This window comes from Pseudarthrobacter sp. AG30, from assembly GCF_003116525.1.
Taxonomy (GTDB): Bacteria; Actinomycetota; Actinomycetes; order Actinomycetales; family Micrococcaceae; genus Arthrobacter.
The window spans coordinates 378,235-403,476 of sequence record NZ_QEHL01000012.1 but is presented as its reverse complement, the minus strand read 5'-3'; the positions used below and the strand labels follow the sequence as shown (position 1 = coordinate 403,476).

Below are 25,242 nucleotides of genomic sequence, written 5' to 3'. Positions count from 1 at the left end.
GGAGGACTGGCAGTGAACGGGGACGCACTCATGTGGCTGATCCTGCTGCTGGCAGGGCTTGGCCTGTTCGGCTACCTGCTCGCCGCCCTGATCAAGCCCGGGAAGTGGTGAACGGCCGGTGGCCTTTAACGCTCCTTCCTTCCTCATCCAGGTGGCGGCCCTGGTGCTGGCCCTTGCCGCAGTCCACAAACCACTGGGCCTCTACCTCGCGCGCGTCTTCGACGGCACCGCTTCGAGCCGCCCGGAACGGCTGTTCTACCGGCTCGCCGGCGTGGACGCCGGCAGCGAACAGGCGTGGCCAACATACCTCCGCAGCGTCCTGGTGTTCTCCGCCGTCTCCATACTGGCGGTGTTCGCCCTCCAACGGGCACAAGGCCTGTTTCCCGGCAGCCCGGCGCTGCCCGGAGTGGACCCGTGGGTGGCCATGAATACCGCCATCTCCTTCGTCACCAACACCAACTGGCAAACCTATGCACCCGAATCCACAATCGGCATTGCAGTCCAGATGCTCTTGCTCGCCGTCCAGAACTTCCTCTCGGCAGCAGTGGGCATCGTGGTGGCCGTCGCCCTCATCCGCGGCATAGCCCGAACCAGGACGGACAGGCTGGGGAACTTCTGGGTGGACCTGGCCAGGACGTCATTCCGGGTCCTGCTGCCACTGGCTACCCTCGCCGCCCTGGTGATGGTTCTCGGCGGTGTGGTGCAGAACTTCGCCCCCACGGACGTCACCAACAGCGCCACCGGAGTCTCACAGGTTGTCCCGGGCGGCCCGGTGGCATCCCAGGAAGCCATCAAAGTCCTCGGTACCAACGGCGGCGGCTACTTCAACGCCAACTCGGCCCACCCGTTCGAAAACCCGAACGCGCTGGTCAGCCTCTTCCAGGTGTTCCTGATCCTGCTGATCCCCTCGGCGCTGCCGTATGCCTTCGGCAGGATGGTGGGCGACCAAAAGCAGGGGCACACGATAGCCGGCGTCATGGCCACGCTGTGGCTGGCATCCACCGCGCTGACCGGCTGGGCAGTAGCCACCGCGCAGGGGACCGCGACGGCCGCCGCCGGCGGACTCGGCGAAGGGTTCGAGAGCCGCTTCGGCCCGGCGTCGAGCGCGATCTTCGCCGCCTCCACCACCCTCACCTCCACGGGCGCGGTGAATGTAGCCCACGATTCCTTGCCGCCCCTGGCCGGTGGCGTGGCAATGGTCAACATGATGCTCGGCGAAGTGGCGCCGGGCGGCACAGGGTCAGGGCTCTACGGGTTGCTCATCCTGTCCATCATTTCCGTGTTCATCGGCGGCCTCATGGTGGGCCGCACCCCCGAATACCTGGGCAAGAAGATCGGCCCCACCCAGATGAAGCTTGCGGCCCTGTACATCCTGGTGACACCGCTGCTGGTGCTCACCCTGGCCGGGATCACCGTCCTGCTCCCGGATGCAATGGCCAATGCTCCGGCCACGGGACCGCACCAGTTCAGCGAGGTCCTCTACGCCTTCACCTCCGGTGCCAACAACAACGGTTCAGCATTCGGCGGCATCACCACTTCCGGCCCCTATCTTTCGACGATGCTTGGCGCGGCCATGCTGCTGGGCCGGTTCCTGCCCATCGTCCTGGTTCTTGCCCTGGCAGGTTCCCTGGCCCGGCAGGCCCGGATTCCCGCATCCACCGGCACCGTCCCCACCCACGGCCCGCTGTTCGGCACACTGCTGCTGGGCGTGACGGTCATCCTGACCGCCCTGAGCTACTTCCCCGCACTCGCCCTGGGACCCCTCGCAGAAGGACTCCTGAAATGACCCGGTCCACCATGGACACCGCCCCCGGGGCGGAAACCCAAACCTTTGCCGACGGAAATCCGCTCGGCACCCCCGGCGCGCACAAGCACCACACTAAGGCACCCGCCAAACTCACGCCGGCCGTGGTTGCAGCGGCCCTGCCGCTCGCGGTCCGCAAGCTGGCCCCGGGGCAGATGATCCACTCGCCCGTCATGTTCACCGTCCTGGTGGGGGCCGCGCTCTGCACGGGTATCTCCGTGTTCCGGCCGTCCGTCTTCGGCATCACCGTCACCGCCTGGCTCTGGCTCACGGTCCTGTTCGGAACCCTCTCCGAAGCCATCGCCGAGGGCCGCGGCAAGGCGCAGGCTGACAGCCTCCGCGCCGGCCGCAAGGGAGTCCAGGCCCGGCTGAGGCTGCCGGACGGAACCACCAAGGAAGTACCGGGCACGGAACTGCGCCTGAACGACGTGGTGGTGTGCGAGGCCGGTGATGTGATCCCCTCCGACGGCGAGATCATCGAAGGCCTGGCCAGCGTGGACGAGTCCACCATCACCGGTGAATCCGCGCCGGTGATCAGGGAATCAGGCGGGGACCGTTCCTCGGTCACCGGCGGAACCCGCGTGCTCTCCGACCGGATCGTGGTCCGGATCACGGCCGAACCGGGCCAGACCTTCATCGACAGGATGATCCAGCTCGTCGAGGGCGCTGTCCGGCAGAAGACACCCAATGAGATCGCGCTGCACGTGCTGCTGGTGTCGCTGACCATCGTCTTCCTGGTCGTCACCATGACGCTGGCCCCGTTTGCCGCCCTCGCCGGCGCAGCGCCGTCGCCCATTGTCCTGGTGGCACTGCTGGTGTGCCTGATCCCCACCACCATCGGCGCGCTGGTCCCGGCCATCGGCATCGCGGGCATGGACCGGCTGGTCCAGCACAACGTCCTGGCCACGTCCGGGCGTGCCGTGGAGACGGCAGGTGACATCACGTCCTTGCTGCTGGACAAGACAGGAACCATCACGTTCGGCAACCGCCGTGCCGTCCACTTCCACCCGGCAGCGGGCGTGGACCGGGCCGAACTGATTGAAGCCGCGCGGCTCTCCAGCCTGGCGGACGAAACCCCGGAAGGCCGGTCCATTGTGGACCTCGCGGCCGAACACGGCGTGCTGGGCCCGGACCTGGCCGCCCTGGAATCGGGCGCAGAGCCGTTGGCGGTGGTCCCTTTTTCGGCCACGACGCGCATGAGCGGGCTGGACCTTGGGGGCCGGATGATCAGGAAGGGCGCGGCCTCCACCGTTGGCAGCTTCGCCGCCGATCTGGGCGCCCGCATGCCCGGGGAGGTGGAACGCCAGGTGCAGGATATTTCGTCGCAGGGTGGCACTCCCCTGCTGGTTGCCACGGCCGATGCCGCCGGCGCACGGGTCCTGGGGACCATCCATTTGGCGGACGTGGTGAAACCGGGCATGCAGGCCAGGTTCGCGGAGCTGCGCAAAATGGGGATCCGGACCGTGATGGTCACCGGCGACAATCCGGTCACCGCCAAGGCGATCGCCGCCGAGGCCGGGGTGGACGACTACCTGGCCGAGGCCACCCCGGAGGACAAGCTGGCGGTGATCAAGAAGGAACAGGCCGCGGGCCGCCTGGTGGCGATGACCGGGGATGGCACCAACGATGCCCCTGCGCTGGCGGCGGCGGACGTGGGCGTGGCCATGAACTCCGGCACGCCGGCAGCCAAGGAAGCCGCGAATATGGTGGACCTCGATTCGGACCCCACCAAGCTGATCAACATCGTGGGAATCGGCAAGCAACTGCTGATCACCCGCGGCGCGCTCACCACCTTCTCGGTGGCCAACGACGTCGCCAAGTACTTCGCGATCGTCCCGGCGCTGTTCACGGCGACGTTCCCCGGGCTTGGGCTGCTGAACATCATGGGCCTGGCCACGCCGTCCTCCGCCATCCTGTCGGCCGTGATCTTCAACGCGTTGATCATCATCGCCTTGGTGCCGCTCGCGCTGCGCGGGGTCAAGTACCGCGCCATCTCGGCCAGCCAGGCCCTGGGCCGGAACCTGCTGGTGTACGGACTCGGCGGCCTTATTGCCCCGTTTATCGGCATCAAAATCATCGACCTCCTCATCTCCCTCATCCCCGGCATCGGCTAGGAATCCCCATGAATGCGCTCACCGGTTATCTCCGACAGTCGGGAACGGCCATCCGTTTCCTGTTCCTCGCCACCGTGGTGCTTGGCCTCGCCTACCCGGCCGCCGTCTTTGGCGTCGGGCAGCTGGTTGCCCCGTACCAGGCGAATGGCTCCATCCTCCGCGACGGTGCCGGCGCGCCCGCGGCATCGGCGCTGATCGCCCAGGTGAAGGACGACGACGGCACGCAGGACCCCGCCTGGTTCCACGCCCGTCCCTCCGCCGTCGGCTGGGACCCGGCGTCGTCGTCGGCCTCCAACCTGGGCCCCAACGACGCCAAGCTGACCGATGCCGTCAACGCCAACCGTGCCGCCGTGGCGGAGGCCGAGGGCGTGCAGCCGTCCGACGTCCCCGCGGACGCCGTCACCGCCAGCGGGTCGGGGCTGGATCCCGGCATCTCCCCCGAGTACGCCCGGCTCCAGGTACCGCGGGTTGCCGCCGCCCACCAGTTGGGCACCGAGGCGGTCCAGGCCTTGGTGGACAAGAACACCAGCAGTGGCCTTGCAGCGTTCCTGGGCCAGCCCACCGTCAACGTCACGGCGCTCAACCTCGACGTGGCGGCGGCCGGATCGCCGCGGTCCTGAGCGGCGTTGCCGGAGTGGAAGAATAACTGCATGGCACGTGGAACGCTGCGGATCTTCCTCGGGGCGGCGCCCGGGGTCGGCAAGACCTACGAGATGCTCGAGGAGGCCCACCGGCTGGCCAACCGGGGCGAGGACGTGGTTATCGCGTTCGCCCTTGACCACGGCCGGGCCGAAACCCGCGCCCTCATGGCAGGCCTGGAAACCATCCCGCCCCGGCGGCTGCCCTACCGCGGCACCGAGTTCGAGGAAATGGACCTGGACGGGGTCCTGCACCGCGCCCCGGCCACTGCGGTGGTGGACGAATATGCCCACTCAAATGTTCCGGGAAGCCGGCACGGTAAACGCTGGGAGGACGTTGACGAGCTCCTCAACGCGGGCATCAACGTCCTCTCCACCGTCAACATCCAGCACCTGGCCTCGCTGGGCGACGTGGTGGGCACCATCACGGAGGTCCGGCAGGCCGAGACGGTGCCCGACGAGGTGGTGCGCCGCGCAGACCAGATCCACCTGGTGGACATCTCCCCCGAACTGCTGCGCCAGCGCCTGGGTGAGGGAAAGATCTACGCCCCGGACAAGGTAGACGCCGCCCTGGCCAACTATTTCCGGCTGGGAAACCTGACCGCGTTGCGGGAACTGGCCCTGTTGTGGCTGGCGGACAGGGTTGATGAGGGCCTGGCCCGGTACCGGGCGGACAACGACATCCAGGCGACCTGGCCGGCGCGGGAGCGGGTGGTGATTGGCCTGACCGGCGGACCGGAGGGCGAGATCCTGATCCGGCGCGGGGCCAGGATCCTTAACCGGGTCAACGGCGGGGATCTGCTGGCGGTCCATGTCCGTGCGGCGGACGGGGTGGTCCATGAGTCCCCGCAGTCCCTGGAAGCCCAGCGCCGCTTAATCCAGGACCTGGGCGGCAGTTACCACATTGTGGCCGGTGAGGATCCGGCCGCTGCCCTGCTCGATTTTGCGCGCAGCGTCAACGCCACACAGATCGTGGTGGGCATTTCGCGGCGGGGCAAGTTCGCGGGCACGGTGGGCGGCCTGTTGGGCGGGGGCATCGGCACGCGGGTGGTCCGCGATTCCGGGGACATCGACGTGCACATGGTGTCCCATCCCCTGGGCGGCCGGGGAGCCGGTCCACGGCGAGAACGGGACCTGGGCCGAGTCCGCGTCACGGTGGGCTTCATCCTCGCCGCGGTGCTGCCGGTGGTCCTGCAGCTCCTGCTGGCATTGGACCCGGACCCCGGTGTGTCCACCGCCATCCTGGTGCAGCTGACCGGATCGGTCACGGTGGCCCTGGTGGGCGGTCTGTGGCCGGCGGTGCTCGCCGCCCTGTGGAGCAGCCTGCTGGTCAACTACTTCTCGACGCCTCCCGTGGGCACCCTGACCATCAGCGATCCCCACAACTTCTTCTCCCTGCTGGTCTTCGTCGGGGTTTCCGCCGCCGTCGCCGTGGTGGTGGACCTCTCCGCGCGGCGCTCCAAGGAGGCCTCACGCGCCCGCGCCGAGGCCACCACGCTCTCCGACCTCACCCGCGGCGCCGTCCGGTCCGAGGATGGCGTGAAGGACCTGCTCCAGCAGGCCCTCGACGTCTTCAGCGTCCGCGGGGCAGCTTTGTACGGCAGCGGCCCGGACGGCAATGAGCGGACGACGGCGGGCTGGCGGCTGGTTGCCGGCGCCGGCGAGGTGCCAGGACCGGGCGAGACCGGAATCCCGGATTTTGGCAGCGGGAATGCTGGCACCCGAGGTTCCGGCGCAGGGAATTCCGGGGCCGCGGATTTTGGCACCGAAACGACGGAGAACATCGATCCCGCCACACGGCTGGTGTTGTTCGGCCGTGCGCTTCCCGCGGGAGACCGGCGCCTGCTGGCGGCGTTCGGCGTCCACCTTGCCGCCCAACTGGAGCGGCAGCAACTGGCGGACAGCCGCCGTGAAGTGTTGCGCCTGGCCGAGGGCAACACCATGCGCACGTCCATCCTCCGCGCGGTTTCCCACGACCTCCGCACTCCCCTGGCCGGCATCAAGCTTTCGGTGGGCATGTTGTTGCAGAAGGACCGGCACTACGCCCCGGAGCAGGAGCACGAGCTGTTGCAGACCATTGATGAATGTTCGGACCGGCTGGACCTGCTGGTGGGGAACCTGCTGGATATGTCCCGGCTCAGCTCCCCCGGGGCCGAGCCACTCCTGCGGCCCGTGCGCTGGTCCGAGGTCATCCCCAGCGCCCTCCGGTCCGTCCCCGCGGGCAGGGTTCGGGTGGAACTGCCGCCGAATATGCCTGAGATCGAGGCGGACCCCGGGATGCTGGAGCGGGTGATCGCCAATGTGGTGGAGAACGCGGTCAAGTATGCGCCGGGTTCCGATATTGCCGTGGTGGGCGGCGCCGGCGGCCTGAGCAACACAACGCTGAAGGGGCAGCCGGCCGGAGAGATCAGTATCATCGACCACGGCCAAGGCGTTCCGGCAGAGAGAGTGGTGGAGATGTTCCGTCCGTTCCAGCGGCTGGATGACATTCCGCAGACCACCGGCGTGGGCCTGGGCCTGGCCGTAGCCAAGGGATTTACCGAGGCGATGGGCGGCACGCTGACCGCGGAGGAGACCCCGGGTGGAGGACTGACCATGGTGATCAGGCTGCCGCTTTCCACCGGTTTTCCCGACGACGGACCCCGCGGACAGGCGCCCGTGGTGCCCCAGTCGTTCCTGGCCCGGCGGATCCACCAGGCCCCCTTCCAGGCATCAACGGCGGATCAGCAGTGACGGGCGTCCTGGTAGTGGATGATGACCCGCACCTGCTGCGGATCCTGAAGCTTGCCCTCGAAACCAGCGGCTATGCGGTCACCACTGCCGTTGACGGGAGGTCAGCGCTGCTGGCCGCCACCCAGAATCCGTTGGCCCTGGTGATCCTGGACCTTGGGCTGCCGGACATCGACGGCGTCACCGTGATCAAGGAACTGCGGGAATGGAGCCGTGTCCCGGTCCTGGTGCTCTCGGCCCGGCATACCTCGGAGGACAAGGTTGAAGCCCTGGATGCCGGCGCCGACGACTACCTGACCAAGCCGTTCGGACCGGACGAACTGCTGGCCCGGCTGCGGGCGCTGCTGCGCCGGTCCGCGGACCTGCAGGCACCGGAGCCGGTGGTGGTCACGGAGAACTTCACGGTGGACCTGGCCAAGCACCGGGTGAGCCGGGAGGGAGCGGATGTCCGGCTGACGCCCATCGAGTGGAAGATCCTGGAGATCCTGGTGCGGAACCCGGAAAAGTTGATCACCCACCGGCAGCTCCTGACCGATGTGTGGGGCCCGGCCTATGCCAAGGACTCAAACTACCTGCGCGTCTTTATGGCCCAGCTGCGCCGCAAACTCGAGCCGGACACCGGAAACCCCCGCCACCTGCTGACCGAGGCGGGCATCGGCTACCGGTTCCAGCCCTGAAACGCCGCTGGGGGGTGCCACCCGACCTGCGTGGTGCCACCCGACCTGCGTGGAGTCACCCCAGCAACGTACTGTCACCCCAGGAACGTCCGGTGGACCTCACTGCCGTAGCGGCCGATGATGCTGCGCTTGGCTTTCCGGAAGGCGTCAAGGTCGCCGGCGTGGCCGCTCTGCTCCACCCGGCGCCGCGCCAGTTCCTCCGCGATCACGTCGAGGAACAACTCGGCCAGCAACAGCCGGGCGGAGTCACGGAACCGGCCGCGGCCATCGACGTACAGCTGCACGGTGGGCGCGGCGGTGTTGATGATGACTTTGCGCTCCGCCTCGCTGTAAACGGCCCGGTCGGTGGTGTTGTGGAGGTTGCGGAAGTCGTAGCCGGTGAAGAGGTCAACGCCATGGTCCCGGCCGGGACGGTGGGCCTGCTGGCGCGCGCCCGGCGGGGTACCGGAACCGGGGACTGCAGGGTGCGGCGGCTGGTCCGCGCTTCGACGTGAGGCGTGTTCGGCGATGACGATTTCGCTGAGCGCCCAGTAGTCCCCGGCACGCACGGTGATTTCCCCTTGGTCTCCGGGCCGGTCCCCGGTAGCCGTCCATTCAAGCCGGGTTGTGTCCTGCACACCGGAAACGGGAAGGGACACCGGAACCGGGACCAGGCGGATCGATGGCGGCAGGTCCACATCGAATTCCAGGGTCCCGCCGGCGGGGAGCTGGCCGGGATCCAGCAGCAGGGCCACGTGGAACGGATGCCCCGGCGGGCGGTAGTAGAACGGCGTGGTGAACCGCAGCGCCGCGGACGCCGGTTCCCCGGTCCCGGCGTCGCGGACTGGTCCGGTGTCCAGGCCCAGGTCCAGGACGGCGGCAGCGCTCATGTGCTGCAGCAGGCGTTCGATCATTTCGGCAGTGCGTCCGGAGGTGGTGGCGCGTTCCAGGTGGGTGAGTTTTTCCTTCTCTGCCTGCACGGCCCCGGCGATCATCCGGCTCACGGCGGCGGAGAAGGCGGCAACGAACGGATCTTTGGGGTTCAGCCCCTCGCGTTCGTCGCTGATGATTGCTTTGCCCCGGCCCAGCATTTCAGTCAGCGCCGGGCACCTGACTGTGCCGAAAAGGTACTCCGTGCCTACCTGGTTTTCGTAGTCGAACATCTGGCAGTCCAGGACGGCCATACCGGATTCCACCACCAGGCCGGCGGTGCGCTCGTCGCCCTTCATGGCCAGTTCAACGCCGTTGGCCCGCTTGAGCGTGACGGTGAAGGCATATTCGACGCCGTCAACGGTGAAGGTTCCGGGACGGTCCGGGCCGATGAGCGTGGCAGCCGGGGGTTCTTCGAAGCGGATGGCGTCCCTGCTGTAGCCGTCGGTGCCCGCAGTCCCGCGCACCAGTTCCACGTTGCGGCGGCCCAGCACGTCGCGCAGGTAGATGTTGTCCGCGAGCAACTGCAGCAGGGTCGCCTGCTGAGTGATCGTGGCACGGGGGTTGTCGACGACGATGGTCACCTTGGTGCCGTTCCGTACGTCGGCAGGGATCCCGCCGTCGTCTATTCCCAGCCGGGCGTAATCCGCAGGGAAGGCCTCGCGGTCGGCGCCGTCGTCGTCGTAGAGGTAGCCGCCGTTTTCGCCACGGAAGACGTCGATGCGGGTGAACCTGCCGCCCTGGATGGTTTCGATCCAGCCGTGGCCCAGTCCGAAGATGGCCTGTTTCAGTCCGCGCCCGAAGTACCCGCGACCGGCGCCCTCGCCGCGGGCCAGGGGGCTGTGTGCGCCGCCGTAGCTAAGGATCCGGCCGGCCTGCTCGAAGGACATTCCTTCCGCCTGGTCGCTGACCGTCAGGACCGCGCCGGCGTGGTGGCGCTCATAGCCCACCACGATCCTGCCGGCGACCTGGCCGCCGGCCTTTTCCAGGCGCGCGTAGCTGTCGTCGCTGTTGGTGATCAGCTCCACCAGCGCCTTCTCCACCGAGGCGAACCGCCGGGAGTCGATTCCGATCACGCGCTGGTCCACCTGGATTTCCGCGACGGCCATGCTGGATACCCCGCTTACACGTGAATCTGCTGGTGGCTGGTGGCCGCCTGAAGGCTCATCGACGGGCCAACTACGTGGAGCGTAGCAGGTATGCGCCGATCTCAGGAGACCTCGGCGAGCAGCCCGTCAATCCTTGCCAGCAGGCCCGGCCAGCCATTGCCCATGCCTTCGATCGCATGGCGGCCCATGGGGGTATCGAGGCGGAAGCCGGCGTGCTCGAAATGGAGGATCGTGCCGCCGTCAATGGGCTCCAGGCGCCAGGTGATGGTGGTGTCCAGCTGGCCTTCGGCGAAAAGGAAGCTGATGGACGTGCCCGGGTCCACGGCGAGTACCTCGCACTGCTGCCGGCCCCAGGAGTCCATGTCCATGGTGAAGCGGTGGCCCACGGCGGGTGCGATGTTGCCCGGCGCCCACCACCGTGCCAGCAATTCGGGGGTAGTCAGTGCGGCCCAGACCGCCGCTGCGGGATGCGGGAAGCGGCGTTCGAGCCGGATGGCGTTATCTGTCATGACGGTTTCTCCTCGTCCAGAAGGTCGGCCAGCGCATCCAGCCGCTGGTTCCAGTAGTGCTCAAAGCGCTTCACCCAGCCGCCGATCTCGGCGAGGGCGGCAGGCTGCAGGTGGTACACCCTGTTCCTGCCCTGGCGTTCTTCCCGGACAAGGCCTGCCTCGCGCAGGACTGCCAGGTGCTCGGAGGCGGCGGGGCGGCTGAGGTCCAGCAGCCCCGTGAGTTCACCCGCCGTTCGGGGTCCTTGCCGGAGCTCGTCGAGGATGACGCGCCGCGCCGGGTTGGAGACGGCGGCAAAAACATCAGGAAGCACAACGGCAGTATATGTCGGACTTATCCGACATATCACCGGATGCTGGCTGAACAGGGGGAACAATTATCCCGCGCACCTGCCCGGCCGTGTCCTACTCTTGAGTAACCATTCGAGAGGACCCCAACTTTGGCATGCGACGGCTGCACCACATCTTCACGGCTTGATTTCGACTTCAGCATGGCTTTCCAACCGATCTATGACGCTGTTGCCGGCAGGGTGTGGGGCTATGAGGCGCTGGTCCGGGGCGTGGCGGGCGAAGGCGCGTACGAGGTCCTGCGGAGGGTTTCCCCGGAGCAGAAGTACCGCTTCGACCAGGACTGCCGCGTCAAGGCCATCGAACTGGCGGCGCGCCTCTTCCCGGCCGGCGAGGACCTGATGCTCTCCATCAATTTCATGCCCAACGCGGTCTACGAACCGGCGGCCTGCCTCCGCGCGACACTGCTTGCGGCTGCGAAAGCCGACTTCCCGTTGTCCTCGATCATGTTCGAGTTCACGGAGAACGAAGAAGTCACTGACACCGCCCACCTGACCAATATCATCACCGAATACCGCAAGCACGGCTTCATCACGGCGATCGACGACTTCGGGGCCGGCCATGCAGGCCTGGGACTCTTGGTCGACTTCCAGCCGGACCTGATCAAGATCGACATGAAGCTCATCCGCGGCATCGACGGCAGTCCCGCACGGCAGGCAGTGGTCGCCGGCATCGTGGCCATCGCCGGGGACCTCAACATCACCGTGCTCGCCGAGGGCATCGAAACGGAGGCGGAATACCGGGTTTTGCAGGCAGCCGGTGTCCGCCTGCTCCAGGGCTATTGGTTCGCCAAACCGGCGTTCGAGCAACTTCCCGAGATCCATGTCCCCGTTGCCGCCGCTGGCGGCGTGCAGGGCCTGGCGGTCTTCCCCCGCTAGCGGCGGACGGAGCCAGCCCGACGGCCCGCAACCATGCCTGCCCAGAAAGAGAGCACCAGCAGTCCCACGCCGGCAACAGCCAGGCCCGCCTGCGTGCCTTGCGTGATGAACGCAGCCCCGTTGGCGCTGAAAGGCTGGTTGCTCAAGGGAGCGTAGGCAACCCAGCCCGTGAAGTCGCGATTAAGGTACGCGACGAGGCAGCCGACCAGCACTGCCGCCAGACCGAGGCAGGGCACGACGACGGCGGGCAGTTTGGCGCGTTTGGATGGTCGTTCTTCCCCGGATGTGTTGTTTTCCCCCATGCAGGCGAGTCTAGCCGGACCTGCCCCGGCCGGTTTAGGCTGGGCGGATGTTGACCATCGGCACCATCGTCCTCGGCGTCAACGACGTCGCCGCCGCTACCACCTTCTGGCATGAAGCCCTCGGCTATGTCCCCCGGGAACCTGGTGACGACACCTGGGTGACCCTCGAACCGCCGTCGGGCCCCGGCGCCCACCTGTCCCTCATGCTCAGCGAAACATCTGTCCAGGCTTACCCGCGGATCCATCTGGACCTGTACGCGGACGATCAGGCCGCGGAGGTGGAGCGGCTGCTCTCCCTCGGCGCCAAGCGCGTGGACTGGGATATGTACCCGGAGGACCCGGACTTCGTGGTGCTTGAGGATCCGGACGGAAACCGGTTCTGCGTCATCGACAAGGGTCCGGAGTAGCGTCCCTGGCGGCCTACAGGCAGCCAGCCGGGCTAGGAGTCCTGGCCGGCAGCCCGGTCAACGGTGGTTCTTGCGCTGCTTTATAACGTGAAGCTCACTGCTTTCGGTTTTCGCCTTTTTTTCGGCACGTTTCTCAAGGATCGACTTGCCGACCTTTTTGGCCGCTCCGCCTTTTGATTTTCCAGACACCGGAACCACGCCCTTCTCTCGCGTTAACGGCCACCATACGCTCTTTTGCTTTTTTAGCCAGTCCCGCCGTCCTGCCCGGCCTGGGGCTTGGATTGGCGGCAGAATCGGGACCAATGACGTGACCTCGCCAGTTATGGCGACTTCATAATTTTGACCGCCTCCGACATTCTTTGCTCCTTTTGTCATCCCCGCGGAGAAGTGCCAAAGGCTCATGCGCCAAAAACTTCCGGGACGTTGGGCCCTACGCCACGGACCGGGAATTCGGCAAGGTAATACAGGACCCGATCCGGACACCGCCAGGAGGCCAACGATGGGCAGCATCTACATCCCGTACGGGACCACCGAGGGCCAGACGGCCAGGATCGCCGAGTTCATTGGGGACGTCATCCAGGCGCATGGGCACCAGGCCCGCGTTGCGGACATCAAGCAGGCAGGCGACTCGATCCCGCCCGGGTGTGACGCGGTCCTGGTGGGGGCATCGGTGCACATGGGCACGCACGAGGAGTACGTCCAGGACTTTGTCCGGAAGAACCGGGAAACCCTGGAGCGGCTCCCATCCGCCCTGTTCTCCGTCAGCCTGGCCGCGCACGGGGATGCCGAAAACGCCGAGAGCTACGTCCGGGAGTTCGAGGAGCAAACCGGTTGGCGGCCGGCCCATGTGGCGCTGTTCGGGGGCGCCCTGCTGTACACGCACTACGGGTTCATCAAGCGCCTCATCATGAAGAAGATCGCCGGCGACAAGGGCTCCCTGGACACCGATACGTCCCGGGACTACGTCTACACCGAATGGGACGGCGTGAAGAGGTTCGCGGAGGATTTCCTGGCCACGCTGTAGCGGGGAACGTTCGACGGCGGGCGCCCACCCGCCGTCGAACGCGCACCCGCCGTCGAACGCGTCCCCGGAGGCGTCAGCTCCAGAAGGCGGCAAGCCGCCCGGCAAGGGCCGTTCCTTGGGTGTAGCCAGCCTGGGCGGCTGCGGGGCGCAGCCGCAGGTCCATGGCGTTGGCACCGAACATGTGTTCCGAGCCGACGTCCGGGAAGACCGTTTCCACCACGCTGCCGGTGGCCTGCAGCTCATCGGCCTGCGCTGCGAGCTGCATGTTCCACCCCAGCGGCATCCGTGTCCTGCCCCCGAAGGGCGAGAGGACCAGCACCCGCCCGCACCCGGCCGCCAGGTCGGCGTTCTCGTTGCGCCGGTAGCCGCCGTCGATATAGCTGCTGTTCCCGATCCCGAACGCGAAGCCGCTGGCGCAGCTGGCGGCCACGGCGTCCACCAGGTCCACGCCGCTGTGCCGGTGGAACACCACCGGTTCGCCACTGTGGGCATCAACCGCGGTCATCAGCAGCTCGTGCTGCGGCCATTCGAGCGTGGGGAGCCGCGTTGCAACCGTTGCGCGCCACTGCTCCCGGAGGGAACCGCCCTGGGCTGAACTCTCTTGGGCAGAACTGTCCTGCACCGGAGCGGTCGCCGTGGAAGGGTTCCGGGCAGCCGCCATTTCCAGGGCAACCGCACCCATCCGGCGGCGCATGTCGGCCGCATCCTCGGCGGCGGCAATGATCCTGCCGGTCCGCTCCAGGTGGTCGGACACCGGCCTGGCAGGGGCGTGGCCGGCTGGAGGGCGGCGTTGTGGCGGCAAAGGCGCGCCCAGGATGGCGGCATATAGTTCGGCCGGGGGTGCCCCGGCGATTTGGGCTGCGGCCGTGGATCCGGCGGAGGTACCGATGACCCGGTCGGCCCGGGTCACGTCCAATCCGGCATCGGCGAGGCCCGCCAGGACGCCGATCAGCCAGGCATTGCCCGTTGATCCGCCCCCGCCAAGGACCAGTGCGCGGCCGGGAAGTGAACCCTGGGAGGGGCGTGGTTGGGAGGAAGGTGTTGTATTCATGGGAGTCGCCTTTCGCGAATAGCCTGTGCGGCGCTCCCGGTGGCGGCTAGTTCAGCCGCGCGATCGTGGACTGCGAGGGAGCACCCATTGCGGATACTGCATTCATGGGTCTCACCTCCTGCGTTCGGATCACGATCCCCCGAATAGTCGCACACCGCGGCGCCGCAGGCAACCGGTACCTTTGAAGTGATGATTTCCATAGAGCGGGACAGCCCCGAGCGCGACGACGTCCACCGGCTCCTGAGCGAGCACCTGGCGGACATGTTCGCCACCTCGCCTCCAGAAAGCGTGCATGCGCTGGACCATTCCGCGCTCTCCGCCCCATCCATCACGTTCTGGACCGCCCGCGAGCAGGGTGCACTGCTGGGCTGCGGGGCACTCAAGCTCCTGGGCTCCACACCGGGCGCAGCCGGGAAGGGCGAGATCAAGTCCATGCGCACCACCACATCGGCTCGGGGACGAGGCGTCGCCAGCCTCATGCTTCGGCACATCCTCGCCGACGCGCGGTCCCGGAACCTGGAGCGCGTCTACCTGGAAACCGGGACCGAGGACTACTTCGCCCCGGCCCGACGCCTCTATGCCCGCCACGGATTCACCGAGTGCGCACCATTCGCCGGCTATGTGCTGGATCCCCACAGCGTGTTCATGGCGCTCCGGCTCTAGGACGGCCGGTTTCCGGCACACAGGAAAGCGGACGACGGCGGGTGGGCGCCCGCCGTCGTCCGCTTCAGTGTGGTGCTACCCGCTGTACGGGACCTTTTCCCAGCTCAGGACGTCTGCACCCTTGGCGTTGTTGCCTGACACGGTGACGCGGAGGTAGTCGACGGCGTTGTTGGCGCCGTCCACGGTGATGCGCTGCAGGTTGTCCGCGGCCGGCGCACCATAGATATCCAGCCAGGGCGAGCCGGCGGCGAGGGGCTTGTTCTGGGCGAAGACGTGGCTGTCGCCGTTGACGAGGTAGACAGGGGCGTCGAAGCGGTTCGTTTCGTCCACGATTGCCTGCACGACCTCCCGAAAGCCGGACACGGTCTCGGGGTCGGCGGCGGCGTCGGCGAGCAGCGCGGGATCGAACATGTCCGCCTGCTGCATGAGTACCACGGCCCGGTCGTTGCTGCGCTTGGCATCGGCGAAGGTCTGGTGGATCTGGGCCAGGACGGCGTCCGTGCGGTGTTCCACCTCGGCGAGCTGTTCCGGCGTGGGAGCGGTCTTGCCCAACCCCGTCCACGGCAGGAGCGAGTTGTTGCTGCCTTGGACGTTCAGAACGGAGAAAGCCACCCGGTTCTTGGTGAAGCGGACGTCCTCGGGCAGCCCCAGGTTCGCCTGGCTCTTGACGGGCATGGTGGCGCCAAGCGTCTTGCCAGGTTCGTTGAAGAACACCTCCCTGATCTTGTCCAAGCGCTCCAGCGGGTTGTAGGCGCCGTTGTTGGTTCGGTGGCAGTCCACCCATTCGTTGTCGCCCGGCGTGTAGACCAGCGGGTGGGTGAAGGTGTCGAACTGGGAGCGGATGTAGGAGAAGTACTCGTTGGAGCAGATGGAGGAGCCGTTCTTGATGTCGCCCACGTGTGCTACAAACTTCAGGTCCTCATCGGCGTTGAGGTCCCGGATGTGCGACGGGAACTTTGCGATCTCGGCCGCACCATAGGGAATGTCGCCGATAACGCCGAAGGTGAAGGCCTGGCTGCTGTCGCTTGTGTTGTCGGCTGCTTGGGCGGGAGCTGCGGCTGCTCCGGCGAGGGTGGCGAGGACGGCAAGCGTGGCCAGGGTGGATCTTACGAACACGGGGTACTCCTTGGACGGTGGGCCTTCCGCCCTTTGTATCGCGAGCCGCCGGGCAGTGGGTGCCTGCCAAGGCTTGTCCGCCCGAAAGAACGGAGGTGGACGTGGTGGTTGCGTAGGGATGAACTGGCCGGGACATCGCTGGGGCACGGTCATGGGCCGGGCACGGAACGGACGACGACCCGACGACGGCGGGGCACCCGGACAGACCCCGGCCAGGCACCGACCCGAGCAACCCCACGACGACGGCACGCATCCGCCGTCGCCCCCCTTCGCTGCATCGGCCGCTGCGTCGGCGCGGCAGTTTCGCCGCAGCAGTGTTCTAACTCTGTGCCGTGGCGTCACGAGGCGAGGTACGCCACGATGATTTCCTCGAAGGGGCTGGCCCCACCCGGTGGGCAGCCCGGCGGAACGATCCATTCCGCTGCCGGGAATCCGGGCGGCCATTGCGGTTTCTGCCAGTCGGGTTGTTCGGCCGGATAGTGACGGCCGGCAGGGGAAGTCCATCCGGGTGGCTCGTTCATGGTTGCCGGGGTGGGCGTCCACGTGGAGCCGTGTTTCAGGCGGTGGTGCTTGGGGCACAGCTGCCCCAGGTTGCTGATTCCAGTGGTTCCACCGTGTTGCCAGGCGGTGAGGTGGTCTGTTTCGTTGTCCTGGGTGTGGTTGCTGCAGCCGGGGAAGGTGCACCTGCCGTCACGCATCCGGATCCACCGCTTCATGCTTTCCGGCAGTCGGTAGCTGGTGCGTCCGATTTCCAGCGGCGCCCCGTCCCGCGGGTCCACCAGCACCCGGTAGAACGAACCAGCCCCGTCCGTAACGAGCCTGCGCGCCATGGACGCCGGAATGGGACCGAACCCGTCAAGGTCGGCCGGTTCATCCGTGAGCCCCAGCAGGGAAAAGACGGGCACGGTGACCAGGACGTCTGCTTTTGGTGTGGGAATCCTGCTCAGGTCAACGGCGTAAGGGTTGCCGTCCTCGGTATGGGGGCCGTTGCCGGCATCGAACGAGCGGGCATCGTGGCCGTCGTCGCCAGCCCCGGGGTTCGAGGCGGCATTACGCTTCGAGGCAGCCCCGGGGTTCGAGGCGGCCCCGGGAATCGAGGCGGCACCAACCGCGCCACCAGCCCTGGCACCCATCAGGAGTGCGGCTGCGATATCGGCGCGCAACTGGGTCAGGGTGCGGTCCTCCCCGGGGCCCTGCAACCCGCGGGCCACGGCGGACGCCTTGTTCCACACCGCACAGGCCGTGTCGCCGGGAAGGTACAGGGAAAGCCACGCCATGCCATCCACGTCCGGCCGGTATTCCATCCGCCGGTCCGCCACGCCAATAGCGTGCCGCTGTTCCAACGAGTCCGGATAGGTGCGCTCCCGCCAGGCCCGGGCCTTCCGCCGGAAGCGCGACGGCACGAGGTCGCCGGGCGCTGCGCCGCGGGCAGGGTTCGGGTCCCCTGGGTCGAAGAAATGGGCCACCAAAGCCGCAGCACGGGCGGGTTCGAGCCCGGTGGTTTCGTCGACCACGGCACGGGCGTGCTGCCACGAAATGGTGCCTGCCTGCAACGCATCCAGAGCCGCCGGCAACGTGGTGGTCAGCGCGTGGGCCTGCCCCAGCAAGGCCGATGCGGCGCGTTCGCCGATGGTGAGTACGCAGGCGATCTCCGCCACCATTGTCATTTCCTGGGCTGATTCCCTGTATGCGCCGACCGGGGGTGCCTCCAACAGGGTTGCCGCCTCAGCGTGGACGGCGATCATCCTGACCTTGGCCGCGGCTGTTGCCGCCTCAATCCGGGCCAGCACTTCCAGTCCCTCAAGGGCGGCGTCGGACAGCTCCCGCAACGGATCGGGCCCTGCGCCAGCCGGGCTGCCTCCGGCCACGACCCGCTCCAATTCATGGACCAGCCCGGCCACAGAGGCGACCGCAGAGGCGATTGCCGCCCTGCCTCCCGCACCTGCCACCACACCGGCTTCCATAACCAAAATCTTCGCAGCAGGGTCTGACATTTTGGGGTGACGCCAACAACCTGCACCCCGGCTGGAACAGACAGCCCGCGAGGTACCAAAGCAGCCGCGCAGCACGGAGGCGTACGACGGCGGGTGCCCACCCGCCGTCGTACGCCTCGCCAGGGTGCTGAAGGGAGCCTGCCCCATCCGGGTTCTGGGCCGTAGGCTGGGATTTCAGCTTTCTGTAGGGGGAACAGAAATGAAGCACATCATTACCGTCGGCACGGCCGTTGCAGCCCTTTTCGCGCTGGCGGCCTGTTCAGCGCAGGATCCCGCGCAACCGGCTGCCGCGAGTCCCGCTCCGGCGGTCCAGCAGGAGCTCACCACCAAGCTGCTCGTCTCGGATGGGGGCACCAAGGCACTCACGGTCGAGAGTGCACCGTCAGGGCCGCGGGTGGAAGCCACGGTGGCGGGGCAGGTGTCCAGGGATGGCGCCGGCTGCCTCATCCTGCTCGGGAAGGACGGCACCGACTGGACCTTGATCTTTCCGGCGGGCACCAGCCTGGACGGGGAGGCTGCGGTTTTGCCGGACGGCTCCGTCTTGACCCACGGGGACCACGTAAGCGTGGACGGGAACAGGGTTCCGGCCAACGAGGGCGCGAGCATGTGCTTGAACTACGCGAGGCTCTTGTCGGTTGAAAGGGCCGCAACAGGCTAGGTTTTACATTCCCGAAACGCAAAACACTGTTCGCAAACGAAATTGCAGAGTACATTAGATGCAATTGAACTTGCAGAGTGATCTGCGTTACAGGACGGGCACCAGCGTGAACCCCAGCGCTTCCACAGAGCAGGCAGAAGAGCAGGCACCAGGGCAGGCAACCCAGCCGGCAGCAGTGTCAGCAGCAGAGCCGGCACCCGGGCGCGCCGCCGACATTGACGGCAACGGCTCCGGCATCAGCTCCCACGCGTGGCTTGGTGATGCCCTGCCGGACGTTGCGCTGACCAAGGCCCAGAGCCGCGTGGTGGAGGTCATCGGCCGCAACCCGCAGCTGTCCTCCTACGCGGACATCGCCGAGATTGCCCAGCGCGCGGACGTGAACAGCTCCTCCGTGGTCCGCACGGCACAACACCTGGGCTACCGCGGCTGGCCTGACCTGCAGCGGGAACTCCGGTCCCGCTACCTGGTGATGATCTCCACCGAGGACACCCTTACCGAGCACGGCGAAACCCGCAGCCCGCTGTACGAAGCCATCACCCACGACATCGAAAACCTCCGCCTGACGCTGGACTCGAACACCCCCGAGGAAGCCGAGGCGGCCATCGCCGCGCTGGCGTCAGCGAAGTCCATCACCGTCGTCGGCATCGGCTCCTTTGCCGGCCCCGCCAGCGTCATGGCCCACCTGGGTTCCACCATGGGTTACCCGATCAGCCTGGAAAACCGTGCCGGCCCCCACTTGGCGTCCAGCACCAACAGCCTTGGGCCCGGTGATGTCCTGGTGGTGATCAACATGTGGCGCTCCGTCAAGCAGATCATCATCGCCGCCGAAGCCGCGAAAGAGGCAGGCGCAACGGTTGTTGCCATCAGCGACCTGCGCCGCGGCCGCCTGGCCACCGCCGCGGACCACCTCCTGGTGGTCGCTTCCGAAGGCATCTCCTTCTTCCAGTCCGTCACCGCCGCAAACTCACTGGTCTACGGTCTGCTCGCGGGCATGGAGGCAGCACATCCGGAGCGCAGCCGGGCCACCATCCGCCGCACCCAGCAGCTCTGGAAAGACCTGGACATCTACCTCGACTAGCTGCGCCGCAAATACAAAACCGCGGCACGCAGAACCACCAACAGCCACCAGGAGTACCTCTATGAACGAGCCACAAAACAACCGCGTCGCCGTCATCGGCCTCGGCGCCATGGGCGGAGCCATGGCCGCCACCCTGCACAAGGCGGGCTGGGACGTCACCGGCTTCGACCCCTCGGAAGCCGCCCGCCAAGCAGCCGCAGAAACCGGCATCGGCACCACGGACACCCTGTCCAGCCTGGCCGGAACACCTTACGCAGTCCTTTCACTGCCCGCTGCCGGCATCGTCGAAACCACCGTGCCGCAGCTTCTGGCCAGCCCGGGAACGGTCGCCATCATTGACACCACCACCTCCGAGCCCGCCACCAGCAAGCACATGGCCCAGCTCGCGGAGGCCGCCGGTGCGGCATTCATCGACGCCCCCGTTTCCGGTGGCCGCGACGGCGCCGCAACGGGAACGCTCAGCGCCTTCGTGGGGGCCACGGACGCCGCGCTGAAAGCCGCCGAACCAGTTCTGCTGGCGCTCACCGGCGGCAACTACAGCCACATCGGCGGCCCCGGCAGCGGCAACGTGGTCAAGCTCCTCAACAACGTCCTGGCCGCTGCGAACCTCGCCTCCGTGGGCGAGGCGCTGGGCGTGGCCAAGGCCTACGGCATCGACCCCGCCACGGCAGCGGCCAGCATCAGCGGAGCCTCCGGCGGCAGCAAAGTCTCGGCCGCCATGTACCCCAACTGGGTCCTCACCGGCACGCACGATTCCGGCTTCTCCATGGGCCTGATGGCCCGGGACGCCGCCCTTGCCGTGGACGTTGCCGCCCAGATCGGCGAGAAGCCCGCGCTCCTGGCCGCCGTCGCCAACCAGTGGCAGGACGCCCTGGCAGTCCTTGGCCCGCGGGCTGACTTCACCGAGATCGCCCGAACGGTGGCCCCCGCCATCACCCCGGCCGGCGCCCCGGCCTCCACCTCCGCCGCCTAGAGCCAGCAGCGACAACAGCCCCCAAAGGAAACAAGAACTTGAGTATCACCACAGCACCCACCTCCTCCTCCACGGCCACCGCCAGGTCGGTCCTGGACGCCGCCTTCCCGGGCGGCCTCGGCGCGTTCGTTGACGGCCGCGTCGCCACCGGAAGCGGAGACAGCATCACGCTCACCGCAGCGGCCACCGGCGAGCCGTTCGCCACCTACGCGGACCCCGGCGCCGAGGGTGCCAACGCCATCCTGGAAAGTTCGACGGCGGGCGCCCGGATTTGGGGCGCGCTGAACGGTTTCGAGCGGGCCGCCATCCTCCGGAACGTCAGCCGCGCCGTGGAGCAGCACGCCGAGGAACTGGCCATCCTCGAGTCCGCCACCACCGGCAAGCCCATCCGGGACGCCCGGGCAGAGGCGGCCAAGGTGGCCGAAATGTTCGGGTACTACGCCGGGTGGGCGGACAAGCTCACCGGGCAGACCATCCCCGTTCCGGGCAACTGGCACACGTACACCGAGCGCGTGCCGTGGGGCGTCGTCGTCGCCATCACGCCCTGGAACGCACCGCTGTTCACCGCCGGCTGGAACTCTGCCGCCCCATTGGCCGCTGGCAACGCGGTGATCATCAAGCCCAGCGAATTCACCCCGGCTTCCTCGGTCAGGCTGGCCCAGATCGCCCGTGAAGCGGGCTTGCCGGCGGGCGTCTTCAACGTTGCCGCGGGCCTGGGCCAGACCGTGGGCGCGGCACTCACCACCGACCCGCGGGTGGGCAAAGTCAGCTTCATCGGTTCCGTCCCCACCGGCCGACGGGTCGCCGTGGCCGCCGCCGAGGCCGGCATCCCGGCCCTGCTGGAGCTCGGCGGCAAGAGCGCCAATATCGTCTTCGCCGACGCCGACCTGGACCGCGCCGCGGACGGCGCCATCTCCGCCATCTTCTCGGGTGCGGGCCAGTCCTGCGTGGCCGGGTCCCGGCTCCTGGTGGAGCGCAGAGTGCACGCCCAGTTCGTGGAGATGGTTGCCGCCAAGGCCGCCCTGCTGCGGGTGGGTGATCCGCTCAGCGCAGACACCGAGGTGGGCCCCATCATCACCGCGCAGCAATTTGCCACCGTTACCGGCCTGATCGAGGCGGGAATGGACGACGGCGGCCGTCGCCTCACCGGGTCAGCGTTGCCGGAGGCGTTGAGCGGCTCGGCGCTGAAAGGCGGCCACTGGGTCATGCCCACGCTGCTGGACGGCGTCACCCCGGCGAACCGGCTGGAAACCACCGAAGTGTTCGGCCCCGTGGTGGGCGCGGACGCATTCGATACCGAGGCAGAGGCCATCGCCCGCGCCAACAACACCAGCTTTGGCCTGGCCGGAGCGGTGTGGACCTCGGATGTGTCCCGCGCCCACCACGTGGCCCGCGAGGTCAAGGCCGGCACGTTCTGGATCAACTCCTACAAGACCATCCACGTGGCGGTGCCGTTCGGCGGGTTCGGGGATTCCGGCCACGGCCGTTCTTCCGGCCCGGGCGTGCTGGACGAGTACACCCAGACCAAGGCCGTGTGGGTGCCAACGCGCGCCGCCGGATCCCCCTTCCCATCCATGTCCTACTAGGAGACCCGTGCACACGACTGACACCACCCCCGCCGCAGGTGCGCTGCGCACTGCCCTGGCGGACGGCGTCGAACGCTGGAAACCCCGCGTGGAGGCGCTGGCCAAGGACATCCACGGCTTCAAGGAACTCTCCTTCGAGGAAGTGAAGTCTGCCGAGGCCATCACCACGCTGCTGGCTGAGGGCGGCTTCGAGGTGGAGCACGGCAGCGCCGGGCTGCCCACCGCCTTCACGGCGACCGCCGGCAGCGGCGACCTGACCGTGGCGCTCTGCGTGGAATACGACGCGCTGCCGGGAATCGGGCACGCCTGCGGGCACAACCTGATCGCCGGCGCGTCGGTGGCCGCGGCCCTTGCGCTGCAGCCGTACGTGGATGAGCTGGGCATCACGCTCAAGGCCATCGGCACCCCCGCGGAGGAGCACGGCGGCGGCAAGGCGCTGATGCTGGAGCAGGGAGCGTTGGACGGCGTGGGGCTGGCTTTGATGGTCCACCCGGTCCAGGACGGGGTCACCTACAACCCGGCCGGGACCAGCGCCCAAGCCGTGGGCCGTTACAAGGCGACGTTCACCGGCAAGGCCGCTCACGCGGCTGCGGCCCCGCACCTGGGCGTGAACGCCGCCGATGCGGCGGTGCTGAGCCAAGTGGCGATCGGGCTGCTGCGCCAACAGATCCCGTCCGACCACCGGATCGCCTGTTTTGTGGCGGAGGCCGGCCACGTCACCAACATCATTCCGGAGAAAGCCGTGGTGGAGTTCGAGTGCCGGGCCTTCACCCTGCCCGAGTTCGAGGCGCTGCTGGTGCGGGTGCGGCGCTGCTTCGAAGGGGCGGCGCTGGCCACCGGCACCACGCTGGCGTTCGAGGACACCGAACCGCTGTACGAACCGCTGATCCAGGATGACGACCTCGCCGCGCACTGGACGGCGGCGATGGACGCGTTCGGCAAGGACACCTCCCCTGCGGCAGGCCTGAGCGGCGGTTCCACGGACATGGGCAACATCTCCCAGGTCATCCCGTCCCTGCACCCGTGGCTGAGCATTCCCGGTGCGGACGTTCCCATCCATTCGCACGCGTTCGCCGCCCTGGCGGACACTCCGCAGGCGTACGGGGTGATGTTCGAGGCCGGCACCGCGCTGGCCTGGACCGTTGCCGCGGCTGCCTCAACCCCCTCCCAACGTCAACGCTTCACCCAAGCGGCGTACCGCCGTCGTACTTTCACCCAGGAAGGCGCATCATGAGCACTGTCACAACAGCCCGGACCGATAAGGCCGGCACCAGGCTGACCATCCCCATTGCCGCTTTGGCGTTCGTGATTGCCCTCGCCGTCCAGTTCATCGGGCAGGCGAAGATCGACCTGGGCATCGGCGCCATCATCATTTTCCCCATGGTGTGGGGCCTGATCCTGGGCCTGCTGGTGTCCATCCAGAAGTTCAAGCCGCTGGGCATCGACCTGCAGCGGGTGGCGGCGGCGCTGGTGGGCGTGGCCGTGCTGCTGCTGGTGGCGCGGCTGGCGTTCAACATCGGCCCCAGCCTGCCCACCCTGTTGAAGGCGGGCCCGGCGCTGCTGCTGCAGGAGGTGGGCCACCTGCTGGGCACCATCGTGCTGGCGCTGCCGCTGGCTGTGCTGCTGCGGATGGGCAAGGCGACGGTGGGTGCCACGTTCTCGCTGGACCGTGAGCCGTCCTTCGCCATGGTGTCCGAGAAGTACGGGCCGGACTCTGACCAGTACCGCGGCGTGCTGGCCATGTATGTGTTCGGGACGCTGTTCGGTGCCGTTTTCATCACGCTGCTGACTTCGCTGGTGGCCAACTGGAAGATCTTCGATCCGCTGGCGCTGGCCATGGGTGCCGGCGTGGGGTCCGGTTCCATGATGGCTGCGTCCGTTGCGAGCATCACCGCGGCGTACCCGGGCGACCAGGACGCTGTCCTTGGCATGGCCGCCGTGTCCAACCTGATCACCACGGTGCTGGGTGTGTATGTGGGCATCTACATTGCACTGCCGCTGGCGGACAAGTTCTACCGGGTGCTGACGCGGAAGCAGGCGAGCCGTGAGGTGGTTGCTGCCGGTGCTGGTGCTCCCGCTGTATCTGCTGCCGACGCCGAGCGCGAGGCCGCCCAGGCTGAGGAGAACCGGCTGTTCCGTGAGCGGGTGGCGGAGTCCTCGGCCGAGATGAAGCTGCCGCTGTGGCTCTCCCTGTCCGTGCTGACGGTGCTGGGTGTTGGAACTGCTTCCGTTGCGGCGAAGGGGTTGTCGCTCTCGATCGTGCTGGGGTACGTGATCCTGCTGGCGCTGGTCCTGGTGAGCATTGGGCTGGCCAAGGTCACCCGTAAGATCTCGGCGATCGTGTTCATCACGACCATCGGCGCGTACATCTCCAGCCCGTGGTTCTTCGGGGCCGAGGCGCTGAACGCGGCGGTCAAGACCGTGGACTTCCTCTCCATCGCCACCGTGATGCTGACCCTGGCCGGCCTGTCCCTCGGCAAGGACATCCCGCTGCTGAAGAACATCGGCTGGAAGATCATTCCGGTGGGACTGGTGGCCATCACGGCGTCGTTCCTGCTGTCCACGGTGATCGCAGAGTTCGCGCTGGGGTTGTGGCACTGAGGTAGTTTCATGGGCCGCCTTTTGGGGGCTTGGGCGGAGCGGACGACGGCGGGTGGGCACCCGTCGTCGTCCGCTT

Annotated in this window: 24 protein-coding genes; 16 read left to right on the top strand and 8 right to left on the bottom strand. The window is 67.6% G+C overall.

What is annotated here, in order from left to right; genetic code table 11:
• Positions 1 to 12: 12 nt before the first annotated feature.
• From DC347_RS12550 to DC347_RS12525, 6 genes are read left to right on the top strand one after another with little or no spacing between them, the layout of a single operon-like run.
• The gene (locus DC347_RS12550; RefSeq protein ID WP_018760959.1) at positions 13 to 111 is read left to right on the top strand and encodes a potassium-transporting ATPase subunit F; all 99 of its coding nucleotides are present in this window, start codon (positions 13 to 15) and stop codon (positions 109 to 111) included.
• Positions 112 to 118: 7 nt separating this feature from the next.
• Positions 119 to 1,786, top strand: a complete 1,668-nt coding sequence (kdpA, locus tag DC347_RS12545; protein ID WP_109045682.1) for a potassium-transporting ATPase subunit KdpA — start codon at positions 119 to 121, stop codon at positions 1,784 to 1,786.
• Entirely contained in the window at positions 1,783 to 3,918 is a 2,136-nt protein-coding gene (gene kdpB, locus DC347_RS12540; RefSeq protein WP_109045681.1) for a potassium-transporting ATPase subunit KdpB, read from the top strand. Before kdpA ends, kdpB begins: the two co-directional genes overlap by 4 nt.
• Before the next feature lie 8 nt (positions 3,919 to 3,926).
• On the top strand, positions 3,927 to 4,538 hold the full coding sequence (gene kdpC / locus DC347_RS12535) for a K(+)-transporting ATPase subunit C (protein ID WP_109045680.1): 612 nt from the start codon (positions 3,927 to 3,929) through the stop codon (positions 4,536 to 4,538).
• Between the two features lie 30 nt (positions 4,539 to 4,568).
• Positions 4,569 to 7,289, top strand: a complete 2,721-nt coding sequence (locus DC347_RS12530; RefSeq protein ID WP_109045679.1) for an ATP-binding protein — start codon at positions 4,569 to 4,571, stop codon at positions 7,287 to 7,289.
• Positions 7,286 to 7,963, top strand: coding sequence for a response regulator (locus DC347_RS12525; RefSeq protein WP_109045678.1), 678 nt, complete (start codon positions 7,286 to 7,288; stop codon positions 7,961 to 7,963). Before DC347_RS12530 ends, DC347_RS12525 begins: the two co-directional genes overlap by 4 nt.
• Positions 7,964 to 8,037: 74 nt before the next feature.
• Here the strand turns inward: DC347_RS12525 and DC347_RS12520 are convergent, their stop codons facing one another.
• The 3 genes from DC347_RS12520 to DC347_RS12510 form a co-directional block, all read right to left on the bottom strand.
• Complete coding sequence (locus tag DC347_RS12520; protein WP_109045677.1) at positions 8,038 to 9,981, bottom strand: ATP-binding protein; 1,944 nt, start codon at positions 9,979 to 9,981, stop codon at positions 8,038 to 8,040.
• A gap of 101 nt (positions 9,982 to 10,082) precedes the next feature.
• The gene (locus tag DC347_RS12515; protein ID WP_018760952.1) at positions 10,083 to 10,490 is read right to left on the bottom strand and encodes an SRPBCC domain-containing protein; all 408 of its coding nucleotides are present in this window, start codon (positions 10,488 to 10,490) and stop codon (positions 10,083 to 10,085) included.
• Positions 10,487 to 10,801 (bottom strand): helix-turn-helix transcriptional regulator, encoded by a 315-nt coding sequence (locus tag DC347_RS12510; RefSeq protein ID WP_109045676.1) that lies wholly within the window; start codon positions 10,799 to 10,801, stop codon positions 10,487 to 10,489. Before DC347_RS12510 ends, DC347_RS12515 begins: the two co-directional genes overlap by 4 nt.
• 177 nt (positions 10,802 to 10,978) lie before the next feature.
• On the opposite strand from DC347_RS12510, the gene DC347_RS12505 reads away from it, so the two are divergent.
• Positions 10,979 to 11,713, top strand: a complete 735-nt coding sequence (locus DC347_RS12505; protein WP_240617776.1) for an EAL domain-containing protein — start codon at positions 10,979 to 10,981, stop codon at positions 11,711 to 11,713.
• Here the strand turns inward: DC347_RS12505 and DC347_RS12500 are convergent.
• Positions 11,710 to 12,015, bottom strand: a complete 306-nt coding sequence (locus DC347_RS12500) for a hypothetical protein (RefSeq protein WP_109045674.1) — start codon at positions 12,013 to 12,015, stop codon at positions 11,710 to 11,712. The two genes, DC347_RS12505 and DC347_RS12500, sit on opposite strands and share 4 nt — an antisense overlap.
• A gap of 47 nt (positions 12,016 to 12,062) precedes the next feature.
• Between DC347_RS12500 and DC347_RS12495 the strand changes: the two genes are divergently transcribed.
• Positions 12,063 to 12,422, top strand: coding sequence for a VOC family protein (locus tag DC347_RS12495; protein ID WP_109045673.1), 360 nt, complete (start codon positions 12,063 to 12,065; stop codon positions 12,420 to 12,422).
• 57 nt (positions 12,423 to 12,479) lie between these two features.
• Here the strand turns inward: DC347_RS12495 and DC347_RS21510 are convergent, their stop codons facing one another.
• Positions 12,480 to 12,824, bottom strand: a complete 345-nt coding sequence (locus DC347_RS21510; protein ID WP_133247089.1) for a hypothetical protein — start codon at positions 12,822 to 12,824, stop codon at positions 12,480 to 12,482.
• Between the two features lie 97 nt (positions 12,825 to 12,921).
• On the opposite strand from DC347_RS21510, the gene DC347_RS12490 reads away from it, so the two are divergent.
• A complete protein-coding gene (locus DC347_RS12490) occupies positions 12,922 to 13,446 on the top strand; it encodes a flavodoxin domain-containing protein (protein ID WP_109045672.1) in 525 nt (174 codons plus the stop codon).
• 73 nt (positions 13,447 to 13,519) lie between these two features.
• Here the strand turns inward: DC347_RS12490 and DC347_RS12485 are convergent, their stop codons facing one another.
• On the bottom strand, positions 13,520 to 14,497 hold the full coding sequence (locus tag DC347_RS12485; protein ID WP_109045671.1) for a patatin-like phospholipase family protein: 978 nt from the start codon (positions 14,495 to 14,497) through the stop codon (positions 13,520 to 13,522).
• 189 nt (positions 14,498 to 14,686) lie between these two features.
• On the opposite strand from DC347_RS12485, the gene DC347_RS12480 reads away from it, so the two are divergent.
• On the top strand, positions 14,687 to 15,160 hold the full coding sequence (locus DC347_RS12480; protein ID WP_109045670.1) for a GNAT family N-acetyltransferase: 474 nt from the start codon (positions 14,687 to 14,689) through the stop codon (positions 15,158 to 15,160).
• Between the two features lie 75 nt (positions 15,161 to 15,235).
• Here the strand turns inward: DC347_RS12480 and DC347_RS12475 are convergent, their stop codons facing one another.
• Both DC347_RS12475 and DC347_RS12470 read right to left on the bottom strand, forming a co-directional pair.
• Entirely contained in the window at positions 15,236 to 16,276 is a 1,041-nt protein-coding gene (locus DC347_RS12475) for a metallophosphoesterase (RefSeq protein WP_109045669.1), read from the bottom strand.
• 338 nt (positions 16,277 to 16,614) lie between these two features.
• Positions 16,615 to 18,240 (bottom strand): HNH endonuclease signature motif containing protein, encoded by a 1,626-nt coding sequence (locus DC347_RS12470; protein ID WP_240617775.1) that lies wholly within the window; start codon positions 18,238 to 18,240, stop codon positions 16,615 to 16,617.
• A 229-nt stretch (positions 18,241 to 18,469) separates the two neighbouring features.
• Here DC347_RS12470 and DC347_RS12465 point away from each other — a divergent pair, with 229 nt between their 5' ends.
• The 6 genes from DC347_RS12465 (at position 18,470) to DC347_RS12440 (ending at position 25,166) form a co-directional block, all read left to right on the top strand.
• Positions 18,470 to 18,928: a hypothetical protein gene (locus DC347_RS12465; protein WP_109045667.1), complete on the top strand. Its 459-nt coding sequence runs from the start codon at positions 18,470 to 18,472 to the stop codon at positions 18,926 to 18,928.
• Positions 18,929 to 19,142: 214 nt separating this feature from the next.
• Positions 19,143 to 20,006: a MurR/RpiR family transcriptional regulator gene (locus DC347_RS12460; protein WP_109045755.1), complete on the top strand. Its 864-nt coding sequence runs from the start codon at positions 19,143 to 19,145 to the stop codon at positions 20,004 to 20,006.
• 61 nt (positions 20,007 to 20,067) lie between these two features.
• Complete coding sequence (locus tag DC347_RS12455) at positions 20,068 to 20,979, top strand: NAD(P)-dependent oxidoreductase (RefSeq protein WP_109045666.1); 912 nt, start codon at positions 20,068 to 20,070, stop codon at positions 20,977 to 20,979.
• A 38-nt stretch (positions 20,980 to 21,017) separates the two neighbouring features.
• Positions 21,018 to 22,565: an aldehyde dehydrogenase gene (locus DC347_RS12450; RefSeq protein WP_109045665.1), complete on the top strand. Its 1,548-nt coding sequence runs from the start codon at positions 21,018 to 21,020 to the stop codon at positions 22,563 to 22,565.
• A gap of 7 nt (positions 22,566 to 22,572) precedes the next feature.
• The gene (locus DC347_RS12445) at positions 22,573 to 23,799 is read left to right on the top strand and encodes an amidohydrolase (RefSeq protein ID WP_109045664.1); all 1,227 of its coding nucleotides are present in this window, start codon (positions 22,573 to 22,575) and stop codon (positions 23,797 to 23,799) included.
• A complete protein-coding gene (locus DC347_RS12440; protein ID WP_109045663.1) occupies positions 23,796 to 25,166 on the top strand; it encodes a DUF3100 domain-containing protein in 1,371 nt (456 codons plus the stop codon). Before DC347_RS12445 ends, DC347_RS12440 begins: the two co-directional genes overlap by 4 nt.
• Positions 25,167 to 25,242: the final 76 nt, after the last annotated feature.

Coding starts and splice junctions, on each gene's coding strand:
- DC347_RS12530 (WP_109045679.1), top strand. CDS start 4,569: ATGGCACGTGGAACGCTGCGGATCTTCCTCGGGGCGGCGCCCGGGGTC.
- DC347_RS12440 (WP_109045663.1), top strand. CDS start 23,796: ATGAGCACTGTCACAACAGCCCGGACCGATAAGGCCGGCACCAGGCTG.
- DC347_RS12455 (WP_109045666.1), top strand. CDS start 20,068: ATGAACGAGCCACAAAACAACCGCGTCGCCGTCATCGGCCTCGGCGCC.
- DC347_RS12465 (WP_109045667.1), top strand. CDS start 18,470: ATGAAGCACATCATTACCGTCGGCACGGCCGTTGCAGCCCTTTTCGCG.
- DC347_RS12490 (WP_109045672.1), top strand. CDS start 12,922: ATGGGCAGCATCTACATCCCGTACGGGACCACCGAGGGCCAGACGGCC.
- DC347_RS12480 (WP_109045670.1), top strand. CDS start 14,687: ATGATTTCCATAGAGCGGGACAGCCCCGAGCGCGACGACGTCCACCGG.
- DC347_RS12495 (WP_109045673.1), top strand. CDS start 12,063: ATGTTGACCATCGGCACCATCGTCCTCGGCGTCAACGACGTCGCCGCC.
- DC347_RS12520 (WP_109045677.1), bottom strand. CDS start 9,981: ATGGCCGTCGCGGAAATCCAGGTGGACCAGCGCGTGATCGGAATCGAC.
- DC347_RS12505 (WP_240617776.1), top strand. CDS start 10,979: ATGGCTTTCCAACCGATCTATGACGCTGTTGCCGGCAGGGTGTGGGGC.
- DC347_RS12485 (WP_109045671.1), bottom strand. CDS start 14,497: ATGAATACAACACCTTCCTCCCAACCACGCCCCTCCCAGGGTTCACTT.
- DC347_RS12500 (WP_109045674.1), bottom strand. CDS start 12,015: ATGGGGGAAAACAACACATCCGGGGAAGAACGACCATCCAAACGCGCC.
- kdpB (WP_109045681.1), top strand. CDS start 1,783: ATGACCCGGTCCACCATGGACACCGCCCCCGGGGCGGAAACCCAAACC.
- DC347_RS21510 (WP_133247089.1), bottom strand. CDS start 12,824: ATGAGCCTTTGGCACTTCTCCGCGGGGATGACAAAAGGAGCAAAGAAT.
- DC347_RS12470 (WP_240617775.1), bottom strand. CDS start 18,240: ATGGAAGCCGGTGTGGTGGCAGGTGCGGGAGGCAGGGCGGCAATCGCC.
- kdpC (WP_109045680.1), top strand. CDS start 3,927: ATGAATGCGCTCACCGGTTATCTCCGACAGTCGGGAACGGCCATCCGT.
- DC347_RS12515 (WP_018760952.1), bottom strand. CDS start 10,490: ATGACAGATAACGCCATCCGGCTCGAACGCCGCTTCCCGCATCCCGCA.